This is a genomic window from Microbispora sp. H10830, from assembly GCF_014161375.1.
GTDB lineage: Bacteria > Actinomycetota > Actinomycetes > Streptosporangiales > Streptosporangiaceae > Microbispora > Microbispora catharanthi.
Map to the genome: position 1 here is coordinate 377,418 of NZ_JABBWX010000003.1, position 22,670 is coordinate 400,087.

Sequence of the window (22,670 nt, forward strand, 5' to 3'; positions counted from 1 at the left end):
GAGGGTGAGCGGAGGACGAGGGTGAGCGCGGAACGCGCGGCCCAGCTCGAATACTCCGAGTTCCAGGCCGCGATGCTCGACGAGGACAAGCGCAGGCGCAAGGCCGCGAAGATCATCGCCGTGCTCGCGCACTTCCTGGGCAGGGACGCGGCCAAGCCCGGCGAGGCGCTGTCGGGGCTGACGGTCGGCGACGTCGGGTGCTCGGCCGGGTTCATCGCCGACGAGCTCGCCGCCGCGGGCGCACGCCACACGCTCGGGCTCGACATCGACGTCCCGGGCCTGCGCAAGGCGTCCGACCGGTTCGGCGAGCGGGTCGGATTCGTCTGCGCCGACGGCTCCCGGCTGCCGTTCCCCGACGGCTCGATCGACGTGCTGGTCTTCAACCACATCTACGAGCACGTGGTGGACCCCGACGCCGTGATCGCCGACATGCACCGGGTGCTGTCCGACGACGGCGTGCTCTACCTGGGCCTGGGCAACCGGCTCGGGGTCGTGGAGCCGCACTACAAGCTGCCCTTCCTGTCCTACCTGCCGCCCGCCGCGGCCGACCGGTATGTGCGGGCGTTCGGCCGGGCCGACCACTACTACGAGCGCTTCCGCACCCGGCCAGGGCTGCGGCGGATGCTGGCGGACTTCCACGTGTGGGACTACACGTTCCCGGTGCTGGCCGCGCCCGAGCGGTTCGCCGGGGGCGAGCTGTTCCCCGGTGCGGCCGGCCGCGCCGCCAAGGCCACGCTGGAGCGGACTCCGCGCCCGGCCCTGCGGGCGCTGCTGCCGGTCGTCCCCACCTATCTGTGGGTCGCGACCAAGACGCCCCGCCGTCCCCTCGGTGCGCCGCTCCCGCAGCCGCCCGAGCCGGTCCGTACGTCCCGATGAGTCGGCGCAAGGCCGTTCGCGCGCTGTTTCTGCTCGTGGCGCTGGGGTTCGGCGTCTGGGCGGTGGCGAGTCAGTGGACCGCCGTGACGGACGGGTTCGCCCGCCTGTCGTGGGCGGAGCTCGCCGGTTCGCTGGTGGCGGTGCTCGGAGCGCTGCTGTCGGGGATGCTCATGTGGCGGGCGCTGCTGACCGACCTGGGTTCCCCGCTGGCGTTCACCGACGCGTCCAAGATCTTCTTTGTGGGCCAGCTCGGCAAGTACATCCCCGGGTCGGTGTGGCCGATGCTCGCGCAGATGGAGATGGGCCGCGACCACGGCATCCCCCGGCCGCGCAGCGCCGCCGCCTTCTTCCTGACGTATCCGATCTACCTCGGCACCGGCCTGCTGGTGGCCGTCGTGACGCTGCCGGTGCTCGCCGGGCAGTCGGTCGTGAGATACGCCTGGCTGCTGCTGCTCGTTCCCGTGGTCGCCGCCGCCCTGCATCCGAAGGTGGTCAACGGCGTCATCGCCTTCGGACTGCGCACGCTGCGCCGCCCGCCGCTCGAACGACCGCTCACCCGGCGCGGCGTGCTCGTCGCGTGCGGCTGGGCCCTGGCGGGCTGGGCGGCGTACGGCGTGCACCTGGCGCTGATCGTGCACGGCCTCGGGGCGGGCGGGCCCTCGGCCGTGATTTTGAGCTTCGGCGCGTTCGCGCTCGCCTGGTGCCTGGGGTTCGTGTTCGTGATCGCCCCGGCAGGCGCCGGCCTGCGGGAGGTCGCGATGGTGGCCGCGCTCGCCCCGGTGCTCGACCGGCCGGCCGCGATCGCCGCCGCGCTGTGCTCCCGGCTCATCGTGTCCGTCGGCGACCTGGTGTGCGCCGGCGTCGCCGGTCTGGCCTCACGGCGCGCGGTCCGTACGCGGGAGGAACCCGTAGCACGGGCCTGAATCCGTGGAATCGGCGCGGGTCGCCCATCCGGAGAGATGATCCTCACGTGATATCGCTCACGTTTCGGGGGACGTCGGAAATAGAGTGACAGGGAGGGATGCGGGGGAAGGCGTCAGTTCGTGGCGCGGGGCCCCTGGCCCCTGCCGGAACACCGCCGGAACCAGCGGGACCGCGCGGGCGGGGAGCGATCCTCCCGGCCTTGTGCGGGCCCAGTGAGGGGAGCGATTCACTTGACACCCCGGGTGCTCGTCGACGCCGCCGCGGTCCCCGCCGATCGCGGCGCCCTGATCAGGTATGTCGATGGACTGGTCGCGGCCCTGCACGAGGCGGGCGCGGACATCGCGGTGGTCTGCCAGCGCGCGGACGCCGAGCGGTACGCCGCCCTGGCCCCCTCGGCGCGGATCCTCTCCGGACCGCCCGCGATCACCAACCGGAACAAACGGCTGGCCTGGGAGCAGACCGGGCTGCCGGTCCTGGCGCGGCACGCCGGTGCCCAGGTGATCCACGCCCCCTACTACTCGATCCCGCTGGGCTCGGGCCTGCCCACGGTGGCCACCGTCCACGACGTCACCTCGTTCACCGACCCCGACCAGCACGACCCCGTCAGAGCCTCGTTCTTCCGGTCGGCCACCCGCACCGCCGTACGCCACGCCAACCGGGTGATCGTGCCCTCGAAGGCCACCATGGACGAGCTGGTCCGGGTGCTCGACGCCGACCCCACCCGGATCGACGTCGCCTATCACGGAGTGGATCCCACGTTGTTCCACCCGCCGGCGCCCGAGGACGTGCGCCGGGTGGCCGGGCGCATCGGCCTGCACGGCCGGCCGTACGTCGCCTATCTGGGCGCGCTGGAGCCGCGCAAGAACGTGCCGAACCTGGTGACCGGGTTCGGCCGGGCGGTCGGGCATCTGCCCTCGCCGCCCGCGCTGGTGCTGGCGGGCGGCCCGGCCTGGGACGAGGAGGTCGACGCCGCCATCAGCGCGCTGCCGCCCCGGGTGAAGGTCGTGCGTCCCGGCTTCCTGCCCTTTGCCGACCTGCCGGGCTTCCTCGGCGGGGCGCTCGTGGTCGCCTCCCCGTCGCGCTGCGAGGGGTTCGGCCTGCCGGTGCTGGAGGCGATGGCCTGCGGGGCGCCCGTGCTGACCACCCACCGTGCCTCGCTGCCCGAGGTGGGCGGCGACGCCGTGGCCTACACCGAGCCCGACGCCGACAGCATCGCGCGGGCACTGCGGGCCATGCTGGAGTCACCGGAGCGCCGCGAGTCGCTGGCGCGGGCGGGCGTCACCCGGTCACGCGAGTTCACCTGGCGGCATTCCGCCGAGGCCCACCTCGTCGCCTACCAACGGGCCGTCGAAGGCTAAGAAGGCGAACGCCACAGGCCGAGTCGCCCGCGCAGCGCCGCCGCATCGCACGCCGCACGGAGTCATCCGCTATTCGGCCTGGCACCGTCCGGAGCTTAACCCTTCAGTTTCGTTGAGATATCCGCAGACGCAGCGGAGCTCGGCATGTGCTGCTCGGTGGCGTCCCGATTTGCGGACGTCCGTTTTTGCTGCTCATGTTGGAGCGAAATTAACCCTGGTATCGCCCGGTTTGGGGTTCGCGAACGGAGATTCCGCGCCTGTCTTGAAACGTCCGCACAACGGTCGGCGGCGGCGAGCCATGCGGAGGGCCCGGCTAGGCTACCCTCGCGGCTGTGAGGGAGAGTTCTGTGCGGTCGCCGGATGGTCTTGAGGCGATCCTTCTCGTGGGCGGCCAGGGCACGCGTCTGCGGCCGCTGACACTCAGCACGCCCAAGCCGCTGCTTCCGACGGCGGGGGTGCCCTTCCTCGCGCACCAGCTGGCCAAGGCGCGGGCGTACGGGGTGCGCCGGGTGGTCTTCGCGACGTCCTATCGGGCCTCCATGTTCGGCGAGGCGTTCGGGGACGGGTCGGGCTTCGGCCTGGAGATCGTCTACATGACCGAGGACACCCCGCTCGGCACCGGCGGCGCGATCCGCAACGCCGCGCGGGCGCTGACCTGCCCGCCCGAGGCGCCGGTGCTCGTGCTGAACGGCGACATCCTGTCGGGCCACGACATCGCGGCGCAGGTGGATCTGCACGTTTCACGGGGGGCCGCGGTGACCCTCCATCTCACGGAGGTGGACGACCCGTCGAGGTTCGGCTGCGTGCCGACCGACGACGACGGCCGGGTCAGCGCCTTCCTGGAGAAGACGCCCAATCCCGTGACGAACCGGATCAACGCCGGCTGCTACGTGTTCCAGCGCTCGGTCATCGACGCGATCCCCGAGGGCCAGGTGGTGTCGGTGGAGCGGGAGACCTTCCCCGGGCTGATCTCGGCCGGCGAGCTGGTGCTCGGCTACGCCGACACGTCGTACTGGCTGGACGTGGGCACGCCGGCGGCGTTCGTGCAGGGCTCGGCCGACCTGGTGCTGGGCAAGCTCGGCTCGCCCGCGCTGCCGGGTCCGGTGGGCGAGAGCCTCCTGCTGGACGGGGCCGTCGTGTCGCCCGAGGCCAAGGTCACCGGTGGCACGGTGGTCGGCGCCCGGGCCACGGTCGAGGCCGGCGCGAGCGTACGCGGCAGCGTGCTGTCCGAGGACTGCCACGTCGCGTCCGGCGCGACCGTCGTGGACTCGGTCGTCGGCGTCGGCGCCCGCGTCGCCTCCGGCGCCGTGCTGCGCCAGGTCGTCGTCGGCGACGGCGCGCTCATCGGCCCCGGCAACGAGCTCACCTCCGGTATACGCGTCTGGCCGGGGGTAAATCTGCCCGAGTGTGCGGTCCGCTTCTCCAGCGACGTCTGAAATGATCCGAACGGCTTCCACCGGACGGCGAAGCGAGCGGCACTGGCGGCCGCCGGCGCCGTTCGACCTCGCGCTGACGCTGTCGCCGCACCGGCACGGGGGAGGCGACCCGGCCTGGCGGCGTACGCCGGACGGGGCGATCTGGCGCACCTCGCGCACCCCCGAAGGGCCCGGCACCCTGCGCGTCACTGTGAGCGGCGGCGAGGTCCTCGGGCAGGCGTGGGGGCTGGGGGCGGACTGGCTGCTGGAGACGCTTCCGTCGCTGCTGGGCGCCGACGACGACGTGGCCGGCTTCGCCGCGACGCTCGCGCGGCTCACCCGCTCGGGCGATCCCCGGCAGGCCCGCGCCGCCGCGTTCGTCGCGGGACTGGCCGGCCGTGCCGGCGGGCTGCGGATCGGGCGCTCCTTGCGGGTCTTCGAGGCGCTCGCGCCCGCCGTGCTGGAGCAGAAGGTGGTCGGCAGGGAGGCGTGGAGGGCCTGGCGGTTCCTCATGGGCCGGTACGGCGAGCCGGCCCCGGGCCCGGCCCCCGAGGGCATGCACGTGATGCCGCCGCCGGAGGTGTGGCGGGCGATCCCGTCGTGGGACTGGCACCGGGCGGGCGCGGAGGCCGTACGGGCCAGGACGATCGTCAACGCGGCCCGGCACGCCGAGAAGCTGGAGCGCACCACGGAGGCGTCGGCGGAGGCGGACCGCCTGCTGCGAGCGCTGCCGGGCATCGGCGTGTGGACCTCCGCCGAGGTGCGCCAGCGGGCCCACGGCGACCCGGACGCCCCGAGCGTGGGCGACTTCCACCTGCCGGGGATCGTCGGCTACGCGCTGACCGGGCAGAAGACCGACGACGACGGCATGCTCGACCTGCTCGAGCCGTTCCGGGGACACCGCCACCGTGTGGTCCGGCTGATCGAGCTCAGCGGTGTCAGGCCGCCGGCGCGCGGCCCGCGCATGGCCCCGCGCGACTACCGGGCCTTCTGACCACGTCCGGCGCGCCGCGCGCCACCGGCCTCGTGTGTCTTCAGGTCCTGGTTGATCCCGCAGTGCTCGACCCCCGCGTGGCACTGCCCGCTGAGGGTGTTGGTGAAGACGCTGACGCTCGACTCCTGCTGGAGGCCGGCGAACGCGAGGCTGTTGTTGCCGGCGGGGGCGTTCACGTTGCGCCTGCCCATGGACACCTGCCGGGGGGCGCTGGCGATCGCGGGCGTGTTGGCCGTGTTGCGGCCGTCCGTGACCTGCTTGGCGTGGCCCTTGCCCGATCCGCCGCCGTGCCCGGCGTACGGCGCCGCGAACGCCTCGGCCGCCGGCGCCGACAACCCGATGACGAGCGTCGCGACGGCCAGCGACCGGACCCCTGAGGCTAGACAAAACGCCCCATTCGCCCCGATAACAGCCACCGAATTTCCCCCGTTCATCGATGTGGTCCCATCGCTAATACCCTCCGGCCGCAAACCGCCTGGCGGGCGTACGCCATGACTTCTCCCGTACGGGCGGCCGGGGGCTGGGTGCGCCGGACGGACCCACGCCTCATAGGGTGCGGCGTATGACGGCGAAGCGACCCCCGAACGTCAGCTCCGACAGCGGCACCCGCCGGGCACTCGCGCGGGCCAGGGACGGCAAGACCCTCGACCTCGCCGAGGCGGCGATCCTGCTGCGCGCCCGCGGCGACGACCTGGACGCCCTGCTCGCGCACGCCTCGCGGGTCAGGGACGCGGGACTGGAGGCCGCCGGACGGCCCGGCGTCATCACCTACAGCCGCAAGGTGTTCATCCCGCTGACCCGGCTGTGCCGGGACAGATGCGGCTACTGCACGTTCGCCACCGCGCCGCACAAGCTGCCCAGCGCCTTCCTGTCCCCGGACGAGGTGCTGGAGATCGCCCGCCAGGGCGCGGCGATGGGCTGCAAGGAGGCGCTGTTCACGCTCGGCGACCGGCCGGAGGACCGGTGGCACCAGGCGCGCGAGTGGCTCGACGCCCACGGGTACGACGACACGCTGTCGTACGTCCGGGCGATGGCCATCCGGGTGCTGGAGGAGACGGGGTTGCTGCCCCACCTCAACCCCGGCGTCCTGACCTGGAAGGACCTGCAGCGGCTCAAGCCGGTCGCGCCCTCGATGGGCATGATGCTGGAGACCACCTCACGGCGGCTGTTCACCGAGAAGGGCGAGGCCCACTACGGCTCTCCCGACAAGGACCCGGACGTACGGCTGCGCGTGCTGGAGGACGCCGGCCGCTCCAGCGTGCCGTTCACGACGGGCCTGCTGATCGGCATCGGCGAGACGATCGAGGAGCGAGCCGAGTCGATCTTCGCGATCCGCCGGGTGGCCAGGGAGTACGGCGGCATCCAGGAGGTCATCGTCCAGAACTTCCGCGCCAAGCCCGACACGGCCATGCGCGGGATGCCCGACGCCGACCTGCACGAGCTGGCCGCGACGATCGCGGTGACGCGGCTCGTGCTCGGCCCGAAGGTTCGCGTGCAGGCGCCGCCCAACCTGATCGGCGAGGAGTACGCACTGATGCTGCGGGCGGGCATCGACGACTGGGGCGGCGTGTCCCCGCTCACGCCCGACCACGTCAACCCCGAGCGCCCGTGGCCGCAGATCGACGACCTGGCGGCGCGGACCGCCACGGCCGGGTTCAGGCTGCGCGAGCGCCTCACGATCTATCCCGAGTATGTGCTCGCGGGGGAGCCGTGGCTCGACCCCCGGCTCACCGGGCACGTCGCGGCGCTGGCCGACCCCGCCACCGGGCTCGCGCGGGAGGACGCCGTGCTCGCGGGCCGTCCGTGGCAGGAGCCCGACGGCGGCCTCGTCACCGGCGGACGGGCCGACCTGCACACCGCCGTCGACGCCGAGGGCCGGACGGGCGACCGCCGCGCCGACTTCGACAGCGTGTACGGCGACTGGGACGCCCTGCGCGAGCGTCTGCCCAGCGGCGGACGAGACGGGGCCGTGAGGGCGGACGTGCGGGAGGCGCTGCGGCAGGCCGAGGCGGACCCGGCGCGGCTGACCGACGAGCAGGCGCTGACGCTGCTCGACCTCGCCGGGGACCAGTCGGGGGCGGGCGCCGACGACGCCGGCCTGGAGGAGCTGTGCCGGATCGCCGACGGGCTGCGCCGCGAGGCGGTGGGCGACGACGTCACCTACGTCGTCAATCGGAACATCAACTTCACCAACGTCTGCTACACCGGCTGCCGCTTCTGTGCGTTCGCCCAGCGGCGCACCGACGCCGACGCCTACACCCTGTCGCTGAGCGAGGTCGCCGACCGGGCGCAGGAGGCGTGGGAGGCCGGGGCGACCGAGGTGTGCATGCAGGGCGGCATCCATCCCGACCTGCCTGGCACGGCCTATTTCGACATCGCCCGCGCGGTGAAGGAACGCTGCCCCGAGATCCACGTGCACGCGTTCTCGCCGATGGAGGTCGTCAACGGCGCGAGCCGTACGAACCTGTCGGTCGAGGAGTGGCTGCACGCGGCGCGGGAGGCGGGGGTCGACTCGCTGCCCGGCACGGCCGCCGAGATCCTCGACGACGACGTGCGATGGGTGCTGACCAAGGGCAAGCTGCCCGCCCGGGAGTGGATCGAGGTCATCACCACCGCCCACCGGGTCGGCGTCCCGACGACCTCGACCATGATGTACGGCCACGTGGACACCCACGAGCACTGGGTGCGCCACATCCGGCTGATCCGTTCGATCCAGGAGGAGACGGGCGGGTTCAGCGAGTTCGTGCTGCTGCCGTTCGTGCACCACAGCGCCCCGATCTACCTGGCGGGGATCGCCAGGCCGGGGCCGACCGCGCGGGAGAACCGGGCCGTCCACGCGCTGGCGCGGATCATGCTGCACGGCGCGATCCGCAACATCCAGTGCTCCTGGGTGAAGCTGCGCGACGACCTGTGCCGGGACGTGCTCGCCGGAGGCGTGAACGACCTCGGCGGCACGCTCATGGAGGAGACGATCAGCCGGATGGCCGGCTCGGAGAACGGCTCCTACAAGACGATCAGCGAGATCGCGGCCATGGTCGCGCCGACCGGCCGTCCGCTGCGCCAGCGCACCACGTCGTACGGCCGGCCGAGCGAGGAGCGGGCAGAGGCGGCCCGGCGCAGCGACGGGGTGTGCCAGTCGGTCCGCGGGCCCCTGCTCACGGTCTCGCCCGTCGTGCCTCGGGAGTAATTGGACGCGCTGTATATAACAAGTTCTATTTCGCTCTTGCGCCGCACGCGGGGGGGATGGGCAGAATCACAATGCCGCTGCACCGGTCATGAGAACTGGGAAGGACCCGCACCGTGCCGTCCGGTCGTCACCGCGCCGCCTTCGCCGTCGAGCGGCGCCGCAGGCAGGCCAGGTGGAAGGGCGTGGTCGCGGCCCTGGCGGCAGTGGCGATCGTCGCGGCGGGGGGCGTCCTCTTCCTCACGCGCTCGACGGGAACGTGTTCCGCCCGGGATCCGATCCTCGTGAGCGTCGCGGCCGCCGTGGACGTCGCGCCGCCGGTGATGGACGCGGCCGAGCGGTTCAACGCCTCCGGCGCGGGGGTGGAGGGACGGTGCGTCCAGGTCCAGGTGGCCGAGCAGCCCCCGGCGCCGGTGCTCCGCACGCTGATCGGCGACCGGGCCGGCGTCCTGCCCGACCGCCCGGACGGATGGATCGCCGACTCCTCCGTGTGGGTGCGGCTGGCCCGCAAGCAGGGCGGGCAGGACATCGCCGCAGACGAGACCGTGGTCGCGACCTCCCCGCTGGTCTTCGCCACCCGGCGTTCGCTCGCCGAGCGGTTCGCCGCCGGGGGGACGGCCATGAGCTGGGACATGGTCTTCCCCGCCACGGTGCGGGGACGCCTCCAGCCCACCGAGCACGAGCCCGACATCGTACGCATCCCCGACCCGTCGGTCTCGGGGGCGGGGATCGCGACCGTCGCGGCGGCCCGTGACATCGTCGGCACGGGTGAGAAGGCCGACCGCGACCTCACGGCGTTCGTGCGCATGGCGCAGTCGGGATCGGCCCCCGACTACCGCAGCATGCTCGGCGCGGTGGACGCCCCCGGATTCTGGTCGCGTCCCGTGGTGATCGTCCCCGAGCAGTCGGTGTGGGCGCACAACCGCGGGAGCGGCGCGGAGCCCGTGGTCGCCCTCCAGCCCAAGGAGGGCACGATCAACCTCGACTATCCATACGTCGTGACGGCCGCGGACCCCGACCGGGCGGCGGCCTCGCGGCTGTTCGCGGCATGGCTGCGGTCGGCGGCGACGCAGGAGGCCGTGCGGAAGGCCGGGTTCCGCGGCGCCGACGGGCAGCCGCCGTTCGACAGCGGTGCGGGCATCTCGACCGAGCTGCCGCGCCCGCGGCCGTCGATCACGGCCGAGGTGATCGACGAGGCGCTGGAGGCGTGGAGCAGGCTGGCCCCGCCGAGCCGGCTCCTCGTGCTGGCCGACGTGTCGAAGGAGAACGCCGAGCCGATCGACGGGCCGAAGGGCGCGGGCGGGAAGACCCGGCTGGACGTCGCGGTCGAGGCGGCCAAGCTCGGCCTGCAGCTGTTCCCGAACGAGACCCACATGGGCCTGTGGGAGTTCGCCCGCGACCTGAAGGACGGCGCGGACCATCGCGAACTCGTCGGCCTCGGCCCGATCACCAAGCCCGACGACGGCCAGGAGGAGATCCGCAGGACCGCCCTGTTCCGGGTGGCCGACGGCATCAAGGCGCTCGGCGACCGCGGCAGCTCGCTGTACGACGCGATCGACGCGGGCTTCCGGTCGGTGTCGAAGGGCTACGACCCCCTCATGAGCAACGCCCTGCTGGTGCTCACCGCGGGCGTGGACGACGGGAAGGGCGTCTCGCGGCGCGACCTCGTCGACAAGCTGCGCAAGGAGTGGGACCCGGACAAGCCGGTGCAGATCATCGTGGTCGCGTTCGGCAAGGCCGCCGACCGGCAGGCGCTCGGCGAGATCGTCTCGGCCACCAACGGGCAGCTCTACGTGGCCCAGGAGCCGGGCCAGATCATCGACGTGTTCCTGTCCGCGCTGGCCCGGCGGCTGTGCCACCCGACTTGCTCGAATCGCTGAAAAGCACAACCACTTCACCACGATCGGCATCTAATCCGGCGACGCAGATCGACCGAAGGGATCGACCCTGGTGAAGAAGCTCCTCGCCGCCGGCCTGACTGCCACGGTGGCATGCGTGTCCGCCGCCGCGCCCGCCTCCGCCGCGGCCGCCCAGACATCGGCAACAGGAGCGGCGGTGATTCCGGCGCTCACCTCGTGACGTGGAAGTCGGCCGGGTCGCGCGGCGGCCGGTCCTTCGGCGGCGCGGCGGGATGGCCGATGGCCACGGCACCCATCGGGTCCCAGTTCTGCGGCAGGTCGAGCACCTTGCGCACCACGTCACGGCAGAACATCGTGGACGACACCCACGCCGAGCCCAGCCCCTGCACGGCGAGCTGGACCAGGAAGTTCTGCACGCCGGCGCCGGTGGCCACCACGAACATCTCCCGCTCGGCGGCGTTCCTGCGCTCGTCCCTGTAGGTGTGCGAGCCGTCCATCACCAGGCACGGCACCGCCAGGTAGGGCGCGTTCCGCAGCACGTCGCCGCGCCGGATCCGCCGGGCGATCGACTCCTCGGAGAAGCCGTCGGAGCGCAGGTCCTCGATCCAGGCGTCCCGCATCGCGTCGAGCAGTTCCGTACGCGCCCGCGGGGTCTCCAGCAGCACGAACCGCCACGGCGTGGTGTGGTGCGGGGCGGGCGCGGCGACGGCGGCGGCCACGGCCCGCCGTACGGCCGCGGGGTCCACCTCGGCGGCGGAGAACTCCCGGATCGTGCGGCGGGCGAAGACGACGTCGGCCGAGCCGTACCGGAACATGTCCTCGTCGGCGGGGCGGACGAGGACCCGCCCGCCCGGGCCGTCCTCGTCGGTCACCAGGTCGCCCAGCCCTCGGACGACGGCCACCGGAACGCCGGACAGCTTGCCCTTCGCCAGGTCGCCCGCCGCCGCGATCTCGTCGGCCAGCGCCGTGACGGTGGCGTTGAGCGGGTTGCCGTAGCCGTCGGTGCCGCCGCGCAGGTCCTCCAGGGGCCGCACGCCGGCCGCGCCGATGGCGACGTCGGTCAGGCCGTGCCGCCAGGGCCGGCCGAACGTGTCGGAGACGATCACCCCGGCCCGCACGCCGAGCCGCTCGCGCAGCCCCCTGCGGATCCGGCCCGCCGAGGCGTCCGGGTCCTCGGGCAGCAGCAGCACGGTGCCGGGGGAGGTGTTGGAGGCGTCGACGCCGGCCGCGGCCATCACGAAGCCGTGCCGCGTCTGCGCGATGACCGTGTCCCCGCGCCGCGCGACCACGCGCTCGGTCTCCTCCTCGATCGCGGCCGTACGGCTGCTGTCCTGGCGGACGCGGCCTTCGGCCTTGCTCACGATCTTGGAGGTCACGACCAGGATGTCGCCGTCCCGGAGGTCGGGCGCGGCCTGCGCCACGAGCAGGGCGATGTCGTCGCCGGGACGCACCTCGGGCAGGCCGGGCACGCCGCTGACAGTGATCTGGGGCATGGGCTCCTCTGACATCTGTTCTGGCATCGGTTCAGGACACGAGGGATCGGGCCAGGGCGAGGGCCGCGGCGGCGATGTCCCTCGTGGCCTCGGGGTCGCTCATCAGGAGCGGGCGGGCCTCGACCACCACGCCGTCGAGCGCCACGCCCTTGTCCTCCTCGGCCACGAGCCAGCCGTCGAGCAGCGCGGAGCCGTACAGCTCCAGGACGGCCTGGGCGCTCGTCTCGACGCCGATCGCCGTCAGGCAGGCGTCGGCCATGCCGCGCACCGGCGCGCCGCCGATGATGGGGGAGACGCCGACGACCGTCTTGTCCTCCAGAGCCGCCCGAATACCCGGGATCTGGAGGATCGTGCCGATGCTGACGACCGGGTTCGACGGCGGGAGGATGACGACATCCGCCGCCGCGATGGCGTCGAGCACGCCGGGCGCGGGACGGGCCTCGTCCGCGCCGACGAGCACGATCTGCTCGGCAGGCACGGAGGCGCGCAGCCGCACCCACCACTCCTGGAAGTGGACGGCCCTCCTGCCGGCCTCGTCGGAGACGACCACGTGGGTCTCGGTGCGGTCGTCCGACATCGGCAGCAGCCGCACCCCTGGCCGCCACCGGTCGCACAGGGCCTCGGTCACCTGAGAGAGCGGATAACCGGCCGCCAGCATCTGGCTGCGGATGATGTGGGTGGCGAAGTCCCGGTCACCGAGGCCGAACCACTGCGGCTCCATGCCGTACGCGGCGAGCTCCTCCTTCACCGTGAATGTTTCAGCGGCCCGCCCCCAGCCCTGTTCCTCGTTGATGCCGCCGCCCAGCGTGTACATGACCGTGTCGAGGTCTGGGCACACGCGCAGGCCGAAGAGGGTGATGTCGTCGCCGGTGTTGCCGATCACGGTGATCTCGGAATCGGGGGCCGCCGCCTTGAGACCTCGGAGGAACCGGGCGCCGCCGATTCCTCCGGCGAGGGACACGATGCGCATGCCGCCAGTCTTCCACCGGCCGCCCGAGGGATCGCCGACACCCACCCCAGGAACGGGATGAACGCCGATATGTAGGGTGTGTTTGGCTTGTGAGGTTCTTGGGTCTGCCGACGCTTAAGTCAGACATGTGCAAAACTTCCCCCGAGTGCCGTTTGGACCGATGGGGGTAGTCGTGCTCAAGGTCGATACCGGCCGGCTCCGCGAGCCGGCCGCGTGGACGATGCTCGCGGTGGTGATCACCAGCGTCCTCGTCGGCATCGCGCGCATGCTGATCGGTTCCTCGCTGAGCAGCACGTTCGGCGTTCGCGCGGCGGCGAGCCTGTACTCCCTCGTGTCCCCGGTCTCGACCGCGCTCGCGTTCGGCGCCGTGCTGCTCGTCGCCAAGGCCGGCGCGCCCACCCCCCGGGCCCGCCTGGTGGCGCTCGGCGCGGCCGGATCGCTCGGTCTCGGCATCGTCTTCGGCGTGATCAGTGTGCTGGGCGTGCTCGTGGGCGACCTGGCCACGTTCCGCGACCGGTTCGAATACCTGATCAGCGGACTGCCGATGGTCGCGCTCGCCGTCTTCGGCACGCTGTTCGCGCTGAGCACGGCATCGGCGCTCCAGCCCGCCAGGGAACCGGCGGGCGACTACTTCGGCAGGCGCGAGGACGCCTACCCGCCCCAGTCGTACGCTCCGGCGCTGCCGCAAGGCCCTCATGGCCCGCAGGGTCCTCACGCGCCGCAGGGGTACGGCGAGGTTCCCGGATCGGCAGGTATGGGCGCGCCGGCCCACAGCCCCAACCCCGGCCCGGTGCCCGGTCAGCAGGTGCCCGGTCAGCAGGTGCCAGGTCAGCAGGTGCCAGGTCAGCAGCAGTTCGGCCACCCCGGCCCGGGCGACCCGCAGAACAACCCCCTGCCCGGGCAGAACGTTCCCCAGACTCCGCCCCAGAACGTCCCGCACCCCGGCCAGTACGACGCCCCCCACCAGGGTCAGCCACAGGGCCAGCCCCAGGGCCAGCCGCAGGGCCAGCCGCAGGGCCAGCCGCAGGGCCAGCCGCAGGGGCCCGCGTACGGACAGAGCGCGCCGGCGCCGGCCCAGCCCCAGCTGCCGCCCGCGGAGCACCGCTACGCCGAGCACCAGCAGTACGCCCAGGAGCGGCAGTACGGCCAGGACCAGTACGCGCAGGACCAGTACGGCCAGGACCAGTACGGCCAGGATCGGGGCCAGGGGGCCTTCGGCCAGGAGCGGCCCCAGGACGTCTACGGCCAGGAATACGAGCCGCAGCCCTCCTACAGTCCCGCCCCGACCGCCCCGCAGCCCCCGCCGTTCGGACAGGCGGGCTCCCCGGCTCACGACCCGGCTCACGCCCCGGCTTCCGCTCTGGGCCCCGGCCACGGACAGGCGCAGCAGCAGCCCCAGCCGTCGCTGCAGGACGTCCAGACCGGCGCGCACTACCCCGACTATGGCGCGTACGGCGCGCAGCCCGAGGTGGCGGCGCCCCCGCGGCCCGACTACTCCCCGCCGCCGCAGGGCCCGGTGTTCGACCAGTACGGCTACGCGGGCCAGCAGACGGACTCCGGTGGCTACGGGCAGTTCCCGAGCGCTCCCCCCGCCGCGCCCATTGCCCCCGCCGCGCCCGACCCCCGCGGTTACGGTCAGCCCTCCTCCTACAGCCCGGCCCCCGAGGCCAGGCCGTACGAGCAGGACCAGCCGTACGGACAGGGCTCGCCGTTCTCCGGCTACGCGGGCCAGGCGTACGCACACCAGGCCGCCGAGCACACGGCCGGCGGCCCGGCCTTCGACGCTCCCCCCGCGTACGAAGGCCCGGCCGACCCGCGGGAGCAGCAGCTCGCGCAGGCCTACCAGCAGGCGCAGAGCTACCAGAAGGGCGCCCTGCCCGACCACCCCACCGGTCCGCAGGACATGCCGGAGTACTACGACAACCCGCTCGGTCACCCCCAGTCCGAGCCCGCGCCGTTCCAGCCCCCGGCGCCCGGCCCCGCCGACCAGACGCTCCGCTTCGACCCCTCCGGCTACACGGGAGACCCGCTCAGCGACCCCCTGCGCAGGGAGGAGCCGCTCGACCCGACGGCCATCTACACGCCGGATCGGTCGCAGGCAAAGTATGAGGAAGGTTCCGCCCCCGATCAGGCAGGCCGCGGAACCGACCCCAACCTCCCTTGGTATGGTTCCGAACGCTGATAGGACCGTAGATCGGGGCGTACGAACCGGGGCGAGCAGGTCTTTCCCCGGGTATCGTTATGCCGCTTGACGCCACACACGCCACGCGCGTGTAATTACAGACATGTTGTTACGCCTTCCCAAGGGTGGGTATAGGGCAGGCGTTTTTATGGGGGGCTCCATGTGGGCGGGCGAGCGACAGGGAGGTGTGCAATGACCGATCTGGTCATGGCACAGGCGCTCGATGGTGAAGATCTTGGGTGGCAGGAGCGCGCTTTGTGTGCGCAGACCGATCCTGAGGCGTTCTTTCCTGAAAAGGGCGGTTCCACCAGGGAAGCAAAGAAGGTGTGCCGTTCGTGTGAGGTGCGCGCCGAGTGCCTTGAATACGCGCTTCAGCATGATGAGCGTTTCGGCATCTGGGGCGGCCTGTCCGAGCGGGAAAGGCGCAAGATCAAGCGCCAGGCCGTCTGACGACGACGCCGACGGGGCCGTGCGTTCGTGCGCGCGGCCCCGCACTCATGTCTGGGTTGCTGCTGACATCCTGTTTCGCCTGGATGTGATCGGGTGAGTCCGGGTTGCCGTATCGTGGTCGGCGCTCAGCCGTACGACCCCCCTAGGACTCGACGTGCACTCGGTGACCGCGATCGTCGTCGCCCACGACGGCGCCCGCTGGCTCAAGGAGACGCTGGCGGCGGTGCTGCGCCAGACCCGGCCTCTCGACCGTGTCGTCGGCGTCGACAACGGCAGCCGTGACGGCAGCGGGACGTTGCTGACCGAGGCGTTCGGCTCGGGCAACGTGCTGACCCTGCCCCGGTCCACCGGGTTCGGCGAGGCCGTTCACGAGGTGCTGCGGCGGCTGCCGCCCGCGCCCGGCCAGGAATGGGTCTGGCTGCTCCACGACGACTGCGTGCCCGACGCGCACGCGCTGCAGGCCCTGCTGTGGGCCGCCGAGCAGGATCCCAAGGCCGCCATCCTCGGCCCCAAGCTGCGCGACTGGCTCGACCGGCGGGTGCTGCTCGAGATGGGCGTGACCGTCAGCAGGTCGGGACGGCGCGACACCGGCCTGGAGCCGAGGGAGTACGACCAGGGCCAGCACGACGGGATCGCCGACGTCCTGTCGGTCTCCACGGCCGGCATGCTCATCCGCAGGGACGTATGGGACGAGCTGTCCGGCCTCGACACCGCGCTGCCGCTGTTCCGCGACGACCTCGACCTGTGCTGGCGGGCCCGTACGGCCGGGCACCGCGTGCTGAACGTGAGCGACGCGGTGGCCTGGCACGCCGAGGCGTCGGCGCGGCGGCGCCGCAGGATCGCCACCAGCGAGGAGCACCCGCGCAGGCTCGACCGGCGCAACGGCCTGTTCGTCCTGATGGCGAACCTGCCGTTCGGCGCGCTCGTGCGGTCGGTGCTGCGCAACGTCTTCGGGTCCGCGCTGCGGGCCCTGCTGCTCCTGCTGGCCAAGCAGCCGGCCAACGCCCTCGACGAGCTGGCCGCGCTCGGCTCGGTCCTCGGCCATCCGCTGCGCCTGCGGCGGGCCCGTAAGGCCAGGAAGAAGGGCAGGAAGCAGGGCTGGCCCGCGATCCGGCGCAAGCTCTCCCCGCCGGGCGCCGCGTTCCGGCGGCTGGCCGACATGGTGCAGGGCTTCCTCGCCGGAGCCGGCCCGGTGGACTCGGCGGGCCGCCACCACGCGGCCGCGGACCGCGCCCAGGAGGACGACGGCGACGAACTGCTGACCGACTCGGGCGGCGTCCAGCGCGTGTTCAGCAGCCCGGGCGTGGTGCTCTGCCTGATCCTGGCGGTGATCACGCTGGCTGCCGAAAGGACGCTGCTGCCCGGGCTCCTGTCCTCCGACGGACACCTGGGCGGCGGGGCTCTGGTGCCGGTCACCGGGGGCGCGTCCGACCTGTGGCGGCTCTACATCGAAGACCATCACGCCGCCGGGCTCGGCTCGCAGACCTGGGCCCCGCCGTACGTCGCCGTGCTGGCCGGGCTGTCGGCGGTCGCACTGGGCAAGACGTGGCTGGCCGTGGCCGTGATGCTGCTCGGCTGCGTGCCGCTGGCCGGGATCTCGGCGTACGCGGCCACCAAACGGATGATCTCGTACACGCCCGCGCGGATCTGGCTGGCCGCCACCTACGCCCTGCTGCCGGTCACGACGGGCGTGGTGGCGGGCGGGCGGCTCGGCACCGCGATCGTGATCGTGCTGCTGCCCGTCTACGCGGCGCTCGCCACGCGGGTGATCGCCGGGTCGCGGCGGGCGGCCTGGGGCTTCGGCCTGCTCCTGACCGCGGGCACGGCCTTCGTCCCGCTCGTGTACGTGCTGGTGGCGATCCTCGGCGGGCTCGCCGCGGTGTCGTTCGGAGGCATCCGCAGGGGCGTCAGGCGGTCGCTCGTGATCGGCCTCGGCACCCCGGTCGTCCTGCTGTTCCCGTGGCTGATGCAGATCGCCAGGGAGCCGGGACGGATCCTGCTCGAGTCAGGCCTGCACGACGGCCGCCTCACCGCCCCCCGCCTCGGCGCCGACTCCCTGCTCATGCTGAGCCCCGGCGGGCCGGGGGTGCCGCCCGTGTGGGCGACGGCGGGCCTGCTCGCGGTCGCGCTGGCCGCGCTGCTGCTGCGGCGTCATCAGATGATCGTCGCCATCGGCTGGGGCGTCATGCTCTTCGGACTCCTGGTGGCGATCGTGGTCAGCCGGGTCGACGACGCGTGGCCGGGGGTGCCGCTGGCGTTCGCGGCGACGGGCCTGCTGGTGGCGGCGGGGCACCAGGCACACCGGATCGCCGAGTTCCGCGCCGCGGGCGGGCTGCGCCGCCTGGGCGCGATGCTGATCGTCGTGGTCGCCTTCGCGACCCCGCTCGCCGCCGCCGCGCTGTGGGTGACCAGAGGCGCGCAGGACCCGCTGCGAAGCGACCTGAGCGACCCGGTGCCGGTGCTCGCCGCGCTCCAGTCGGCGCCCGGCGAGGGCACGCTCCTGCTGCGTCCCAGGGACGGCAGGGTCGGCTACACGCTGATGCGCGGCCGGGGCCCGCTGATCGGCGAGTCCGACCTCGAACCGCCCCGGGAGGCGACCGACCGTTTCACGACCGCGGTCGCCGGGCTCGCCTCGGGCCGGGGCAGCACGTACGTCCAGACGCTCGCGTCGTCCGGGGTTCGCTTCGTGACGGTGCCGGGCGTCGTCGACCCCGCCCTGCAACGGGCGCTCGACTCGCAGCCCGCCCTGGTCAGGGTGAGCCTCTCGGAGACGGGCGGCCTTTGGCGCGTGGCCGGCCAGGTGACGGTGCCCCCGCCGCCGGCGACCGCGGGCGCGCTGCATCGGGGCTGGCTGTGGGCCCAGGGCGCGCTGCTCGTGCTCGTGCTGATCCTGGCCTCGCCCGGGGCCCGTACGAAGGAGCCGGACGTCGACTACGCCGACGCGCCCGTCGAGGAGGGGCCGCGGGGCCGCCGCCGGGCGAAGGATGACAAGGGCAGGAAAGATCGGGTGCCCGCGTGAGGAGACTGATCGAGAACCGCTTCGGCCTGCTCGCCCTGGTGCTGGTCGCGCTGGGCGCGTTGTACGGCGTGGCCTTCGTCAGCCGGCCCGCGCCGGCCGCGCAGGTGCGTCCGCAGGCCGTCAGGGCGCCGGTGGAGTCGGTGACCGCCGTGTGCCCCGCGCCGTCCGGCAGCCGGGTGAGTGTGGTGACCCCCGCCCAGGAACAGCAGAGCCAGGAACAGCAGAACCAGGGGCCGGGCAGCGCCACCCTGTCGGCGATCAAGACTCCGGAGGAGAAGGCCGGCGGCAAGGACGACGTGATCGACCGGCCGGGCCTGCTGTGGCAGCGCGAGATCGCCGCCGGGGGCGGCCCGCTCGTCGTCGACGCCACCGGTTCGATGGCCGCCGGGCTGGAGAGCGCCCAGACCGCCAGGGAGACGTCGGGCACCCAGCGGGGGCTCGCCGGGGTGCGGTGCGTCGAGCCGGGCGCGGAGAGCTGGTTCGTCGGGCCGGGGCCGGCCGCGGCGGAGATGACCCTCTACCTCGCCAACCCCGACGCTGCCCCGGCCGTCGTCTCGTTCATGGTCTACTCGGGGGAAGGCCCGGTGCTGAGCGAGCGCGGCAACGGCGTCGTCGTCAAGCCCGGCCAGCACCGCGTGATCAGGCTGCGCGACCTCGCGCCCTCCCCGCTGATCATGGCCCTGCAGGTGAGCACGCGCAGCGGCCGGGTGGCCGCCGCGGTCAAGGCCGTGCTGGGTGAGGGCAGGGGCGTCGACTGGCTGCCCGTCGCCGCCGCCCCCGCCACCCGGGTCGTCGTCCCCGGCATCCCCGGCACCGCCGGCCAGCGGGAGCTGTACGTCGCCACGCCGGGGGAGCGGGACACGGTCGTGCGGATCAGAGCAGTGCTGGAGGACGGCTCCTACGCGCTGAAGAACAAGGAGACGATCGAGGTGCCGGCCGGATCGGCGGCCTCGCTCGACCTGTCCACCGGGATCGGCGGGCAGCCGGCCGCGCTGGTGCTGGAATCCGACGTCCCGATCGTGGCGGGCCTCAAGATCACCGGAACGGGGGCGCGGCAGGACGTCGCCTTCACGGCCGGCGCCGCCTCCGTCGACCTCGGCAGCGTCGTCGCGGACGGCCGGGCGGAAGGCAAGCAGACCTCCTGGCTGGTGCTGTCGGCGCCCTCCTCGGCGGCCACCGTGGAGGTCCGGCTGGTGCCCACGAAGGGTGAGGCGCCGGCCCCGGTCGAGGTCAAGCTGCCCGCCGCCCGCACCAAGGAGCTCAGGCTCACGCCGCCGAAGGGAAGCAAGGGCGGCTTCAGCGTGGTCGTACGGCCGATGCCGGGCTCGGGGCCCGTGTACGGCGGGCGCGTCCTCGACGAGGCGGCCAAGGACGGCCAGCTGCTCACCGCGCAGCCGCTGGCCATGGCCAGGACCTGGGCGCTGGTGCCCCCGACCGTCGACGCGCCGGGCGCCGTGCTGCCCTGAAGCCTCAGTGGCGGTCGTCGTAGCCGGGGTCGATCGTCTCCGGCGTGAGGCCCAGCAGGCTGGCCACCTGCTCGACGACCACGTCGAGGACCAGCGTGCCGAGCTGGTCGCGGTCGCGGGCCCGGGCCTCCAGCGGGCGGCGGTACAAAACGACGGTGGCAGGCTCGTCCCCCGAGGCCGACTCCGCCCGTCCCAGCGGGATCGGGTCGGAGGACAGCCGGGCGGGACCGTCCACCAGCTCCGCGGCCGGCGGCACCTCCTCGACCGCGAACTCGACCGACGCGAGCTGGGTGCCCCACCGCGGCTTGAGCCGGTCGACCGCGTCGATCACCAGGTCGTCGAACCGCTCGCCGCGGGACTTGGCGATGGGGACGTGCGAGGGCGCGAGGGGGCCGCGCATGCCGCGGCCGTGCCGGTCACGCCGGCGCACCCGCCGCCCTCGATCCGGCCTGTCACCGCTCCGATCGCTCACGCAGTCAGCTTAAAGCCCGGCCCACCGGTGCGGTGGCTCCCGTGGGTCGTGTCCGCTTTGCCCACCAACGTCATGTCGACTTCAGAGATCGCGGAATTGTGGCGACACGTTCAATAAGAGCGGCGGGGTGGTGGCAATGTGAACGCGGACCGGATACGGTCCCTCCGTGAGCCCCGTCCGCAGCTGTTCCCGTACCGCCTGCAGGCAGCCTGCCGTCTTCACACTCACGTATGTCTACGCCGACTCGACCGCCGTACTCGGCCCTCTGGCGACGTACGTCGAGCCTCACTGCTACGACCTGTGCGCGGAGCACGCGGAACGGCTCACCGCCCCCAGGGGATGGGAGGTCGTGCGCCTTCCGTCCGAGTCCGGCTCCCCGAGCGGGGACGATCTGGAGGCCCTGGCGAACGCGGTCCGCGAGGCCGCCCGCCCCGCTCCCGCCGCCGGCGAGCCCGTCGGCCAGGCGGTCGAGGTGGGCCGCCGGGGTCACCTCCGGGTGCTCAAGTCCGCCCAGCCGAACAGGGAGCGATGACACCCGGCGATAACACCCCGCGATGAGATCGCACGCGGCGCGTTGGAGGGCTCATTGCGTGGGCAATCAGGCGCTATAGGCTCAGGTGCGAAGACTTAACGACTTTTAGGGGCGTGCAGTGGCCGACCTCAGCAGGATCTTCAAGGCGTACGACGTGCGCGGCGTGGTGCCGGACGAGCTCGACGAGGAGATCGCACAGGCCGTCGGGGCGGCCTTCGTCGAGCTGACCGGCGCGTCCTCGGTGGTGATGGCGCACGACATGCGCACGTCCTCCGGCCCGCTGGCCGCGGCGTTCGCGCGGGGCGCGACCTCCCGTGGCGCCGACGTGATCAACGCCGGGCTCGGCTCGACCGACATGCTCTACTACGCCAGCGGCAGTCTCAACCTGCCGGGCGTCATGTTCACCGCGAGCCACAACCCGGCCAAGTACAACGGCATGAAGATGTGCCGGGCGGGCGCCGTGCCGGTGGGCACCGACACCGGCCTGCTGCAGATCCGCGACCGTGCGGCCGAACTGCTCGACACCGGACTGGGCGGCGAGCCCGGCAAGGGCACGGTGACCGAGCGGAACCTGCTGGAAGGCTACGCCGCCCACTTGAAGACGCTGGTCGACCTGTCGGGCATCCGGCCGCTGAAGGTGGTCGTGGACGCCGGGAACGGCATGGGCGGCTACACGGTCCCTGAGGTCTTCAAGGGCCTGCCGATCGAGCTGACCCCGCTCTACTTCGAGCTCGACGGCAGCTTCCCCAACCACGAGGCCAACCCGATCGAGCCGGAGAACCTGCGCGACCTGCAGAAGGCGGTCGTCTCGCAGGGCGCGGACATCGGCATCGCCTTCGACGGCGACGCCGACCGGTGCTGGGTCATCGACGAGCGGGGCGAGTCGGTCCCGCCGTCCACCATCACGGCACTGGTCGCGGTGCGCGAACTGGCCAAGAACCCCGGCGCCACGATCATCCACAACCTGATCACCTCCAAGGGCGTGCCGGAGATCGTCGGCGAGCACGGCGGCAAGCCCGTGCGCACCCGCGTCGGCCACTCGTTCATCAAGGCGGAGATGGCCCGCACCGGCGCCGTCTTCGGCGGCGAGCACTCGGCCCACTACTACTTCCGCGACTTCTGGTTCGCCGACTCGGGCATGCTGGCCGCCCTGCACGTGCTCGCCGCGCTGGGCGAGCAGGACCGGCCGCTGTCGGAGGTGCTGTCCCGCTACTCGCGCTACGCCGCGTCCGGGGAGATCAACAGCAGGGTCGAGGACCAGGCCGCCGCCCTGGCCCGGGTACGCGAGACCTTCTCGGGCCGGGAGGGTGTTACCTTCGACGAGCTGGACGGACTCACCGTCAGCGGTCCGGACTGGTGGTTCAACCTGCGTCCGTCCAATACCGAGCCGCTGCTCCGGCTCAACGCGGAGGCCGCCGACGAGGAGAAGGTCGCCGCAGTTCGAGACGAAGTGCTCGCCGTTGTAAGGAGCTGACG

General features: G+C 72.8%; 18 protein-coding genes. 14 read left to right on the forward strand and 4 right to left on the reverse strand.

Translation table 11 applies throughout. The annotated features are described in order from the left end of the window. Positions 1-21 precede the first annotated feature (21 nt). The 5 genes from HHX35_RS10995 to HHX35_RS11015 all read left to right on the forward strand — a co-directional run bounded on the left by HHX35_RS10995 (position 22) and on the right by HHX35_RS11015 (position 5,567). Entirely contained in the window at positions 22-876 is an 855-nt protein-coding gene (locus tag HHX35_RS10995; protein WP_310739014.1) for a class I SAM-dependent methyltransferase, read from the forward strand. After that, entirely contained in the window at positions 873-1,799 is a 927-nt protein-coding gene (locus HHX35_RS11000; RefSeq protein WP_182898727.1) for a lysylphosphatidylglycerol synthase domain-containing protein, read from the forward strand. The genes HHX35_RS10995 and HHX35_RS11000 overlap by 4 nt, the downstream gene beginning before the upstream one ends. A 231-nt stretch (positions 1,800-2,030) precedes the next feature. Beyond that, positions 2,031-3,158: a glycosyltransferase family 1 protein gene (locus tag HHX35_RS11005; RefSeq protein WP_182898728.1), complete on the forward strand. Its 1,128-nt coding sequence runs from the start codon at positions 2,031-2,033 to the stop codon at positions 3,156-3,158. A gap of 332 nt (positions 3,159-3,490) precedes the next feature. Then, on the forward strand, positions 3,491-4,594 hold the full coding sequence (locus tag HHX35_RS11010) for an NDP-sugar synthase (RefSeq protein WP_310739015.1): 1,104 nt from the start codon (positions 3,491-3,493) through the stop codon (positions 4,592-4,594). Between the two features lies 1 nt (position 4,595). Then, positions 4,596-5,567: a DNA-3-methyladenine glycosylase gene (locus tag HHX35_RS11015; RefSeq protein ID WP_182898729.1), complete on the forward strand. Its 972-nt coding sequence runs from the start codon at positions 4,596-4,598 to the stop codon at positions 5,565-5,567. Here the strand turns inward: HHX35_RS11015 and HHX35_RS11020 are convergent. Further along, a complete protein-coding gene (locus HHX35_RS11020; RefSeq protein WP_182898730.1) occupies positions 5,552-5,983 on the reverse strand; it encodes a hypothetical protein in 432 nt (143 codons plus the stop codon). The two genes, HHX35_RS11015 and HHX35_RS11020, sit on opposite strands and share 16 nt — an antisense overlap. Before the next feature lie 146 nt (positions 5,984-6,129). Between HHX35_RS11020 and HHX35_RS11025 the strand changes: the two genes are divergently transcribed. The 3 genes from HHX35_RS11025 (at position 6,130) to HHX35_RS43330 (ending at position 10,830) form a co-directional block, all read left to right on the forward strand. Next, complete coding sequence (locus HHX35_RS11025) at positions 6,130-8,754, forward strand: bifunctional FO biosynthesis protein CofGH (RefSeq protein WP_182898731.1); 2,625 nt, start codon at positions 6,130-6,132, stop codon at positions 8,752-8,754. 113 nt (positions 8,755-8,867) lie between these two features. Then, on the forward strand, positions 8,868-10,631 hold the full coding sequence (locus HHX35_RS11030; RefSeq protein ID WP_182898732.1) for a substrate-binding domain-containing protein: 1,764 nt from the start codon (positions 8,868-8,870) through the stop codon (positions 10,629-10,631). A gap of 70 nt (positions 10,632-10,701) precedes the next feature. Further along, positions 10,702-10,830 (forward strand): hypothetical protein, encoded by a 129-nt coding sequence (locus HHX35_RS43330; RefSeq protein WP_259404955.1) that lies wholly within the window; start codon positions 10,702-10,704, stop codon positions 10,828-10,830. Here HHX35_RS43330 and HHX35_RS11035 read toward each other — a convergent pair. Both HHX35_RS11035 and cofD read right to left on the reverse strand, forming a co-directional pair. Continuing rightward, positions 10,820-12,103, reverse strand: a complete 1,284-nt coding sequence (locus HHX35_RS11035; protein ID WP_182898733.1) for a coenzyme F420-0:L-glutamate ligase — start codon at positions 12,101-12,103, stop codon at positions 10,820-10,822. The genes HHX35_RS43330 and HHX35_RS11035 overlap by 11 nt on opposite strands. 31 nt (positions 12,104-12,134) lie before the next feature. Further along, positions 12,135-13,073 carry a 2-phospho-L-lactate transferase gene (gene cofD / locus HHX35_RS11040; RefSeq protein ID WP_182898734.1) on the reverse strand — a complete coding sequence of 313 codons (939 nt, stop codon included), beginning with the start codon at positions 13,071-13,073 and terminating at the stop codon, positions 12,135-12,137. A gap of 172 nt (positions 13,074-13,245) precedes the next feature. Here cofD and HHX35_RS11045 point away from each other — a divergent pair, with 172 nt between their 5' ends. From HHX35_RS11045 to HHX35_RS11060, 4 genes are all read left to right on the forward strand, one after another. Continuing rightward, complete coding sequence (locus HHX35_RS11045; protein ID WP_182898735.1) at positions 13,246-15,255, forward strand: MFS transporter; 2,010 nt, start codon at positions 13,246-13,248, stop codon at positions 15,253-15,255. A 192-nt stretch (positions 15,256-15,447) separates the two neighbouring features. Further along, positions 15,448-15,705: a WhiB family transcriptional regulator gene (locus HHX35_RS11050; protein WP_079313297.1), complete on the forward strand. Its 258-nt coding sequence runs from the start codon at positions 15,448-15,450 to the stop codon at positions 15,703-15,705. Between the two features lie 154 nt (positions 15,706-15,859). Beyond that, entirely contained in the window at positions 15,860-18,724 is a 2,865-nt protein-coding gene (locus tag HHX35_RS11055; RefSeq protein ID WP_182898736.1) for a glycosyltransferase family 2 protein, read from the forward strand. Beyond that, positions 18,721-20,190: a DUF5719 family protein gene (locus HHX35_RS11060; RefSeq protein ID WP_182898737.1), complete on the forward strand. Its 1,470-nt coding sequence runs from the start codon at positions 18,721-18,723 to the stop codon at positions 20,188-20,190. The genes HHX35_RS11055 and HHX35_RS11060 overlap by 4 nt, the downstream gene beginning before the upstream one ends. Before the next feature lie 4 nt (positions 20,191-20,194). Here the strand turns inward: HHX35_RS11060 and HHX35_RS11065 are convergent, their stop codons facing one another. Beyond that, positions 20,195-20,662 (reverse strand): metallopeptidase family protein, encoded by a 468-nt coding sequence (locus HHX35_RS11065; protein WP_139573365.1) that lies wholly within the window; start codon positions 20,660-20,662, stop codon positions 20,195-20,197. 166 nt (positions 20,663-20,828) lie between these two features. Here HHX35_RS11065 and HHX35_RS11070 point away from each other — a divergent pair, with 166 nt between their 5' ends. Together HHX35_RS11070 and HHX35_RS11075 are read left to right on the forward strand one after the other, a co-directional pair. Beyond that, on the forward strand, positions 20,829-21,194 hold the full coding sequence (locus HHX35_RS11070; protein ID WP_182898738.1) for a DUF3499 domain-containing protein: 366 nt from the start codon (positions 20,829-20,831) through the stop codon (positions 21,192-21,194). 118 nt (positions 21,195-21,312) lie between these two features. Further along, complete coding sequence (locus HHX35_RS11075) at positions 21,313-22,668, forward strand: phosphomannomutase/phosphoglucomutase (protein ID WP_182898739.1); 1,356 nt, start codon at positions 21,313-21,315, stop codon at positions 22,666-22,668. The last annotated feature ends 2 nt before the right edge of the window (positions 22,669-22,670 follow it).

What these genes read in the sequence shown, in the direction of transcription:
- HHX35_RS11025 (WP_182898731.1), top strand. Translation starts at nt 6,130, where the DNA reads ATGACGGCGAAGCGACCCCCGAACGTCAGCTCCGACAGCGGCACCCGC.
- HHX35_RS11035 (WP_182898733.1), bottom strand. Translation starts at nt 12,103, where the DNA reads ATGCCCCAGATCACTGTCAGCGGCGTGCCCGGCCTGCCCGAGGTGCGT.
- HHX35_RS11000 (WP_182898727.1), top strand. Translation starts at nt 873, where the DNA reads ATGAGTCGGCGCAAGGCCGTTCGCGCGCTGTTTCTGCTCGTGGCGCTG.
- cofD (WP_182898734.1), bottom strand. Translation starts at nt 13,073, where the DNA reads ATGCGCATCGTGTCCCTCGCCGGAGGAATCGGCGGCGCCCGGTTCCTC.
- HHX35_RS11050 (WP_079313297.1), top strand. Translation starts at nt 15,448, where the DNA reads ATGACCGATCTGGTCATGGCACAGGCGCTCGATGGTGAAGATCTTGGG.
- HHX35_RS11015 (WP_182898729.1), top strand. Translation starts at nt 4,596, where the DNA reads ATGATCCGAACGGCTTCCACCGGACGGCGAAGCGAGCGGCACTGGCGG.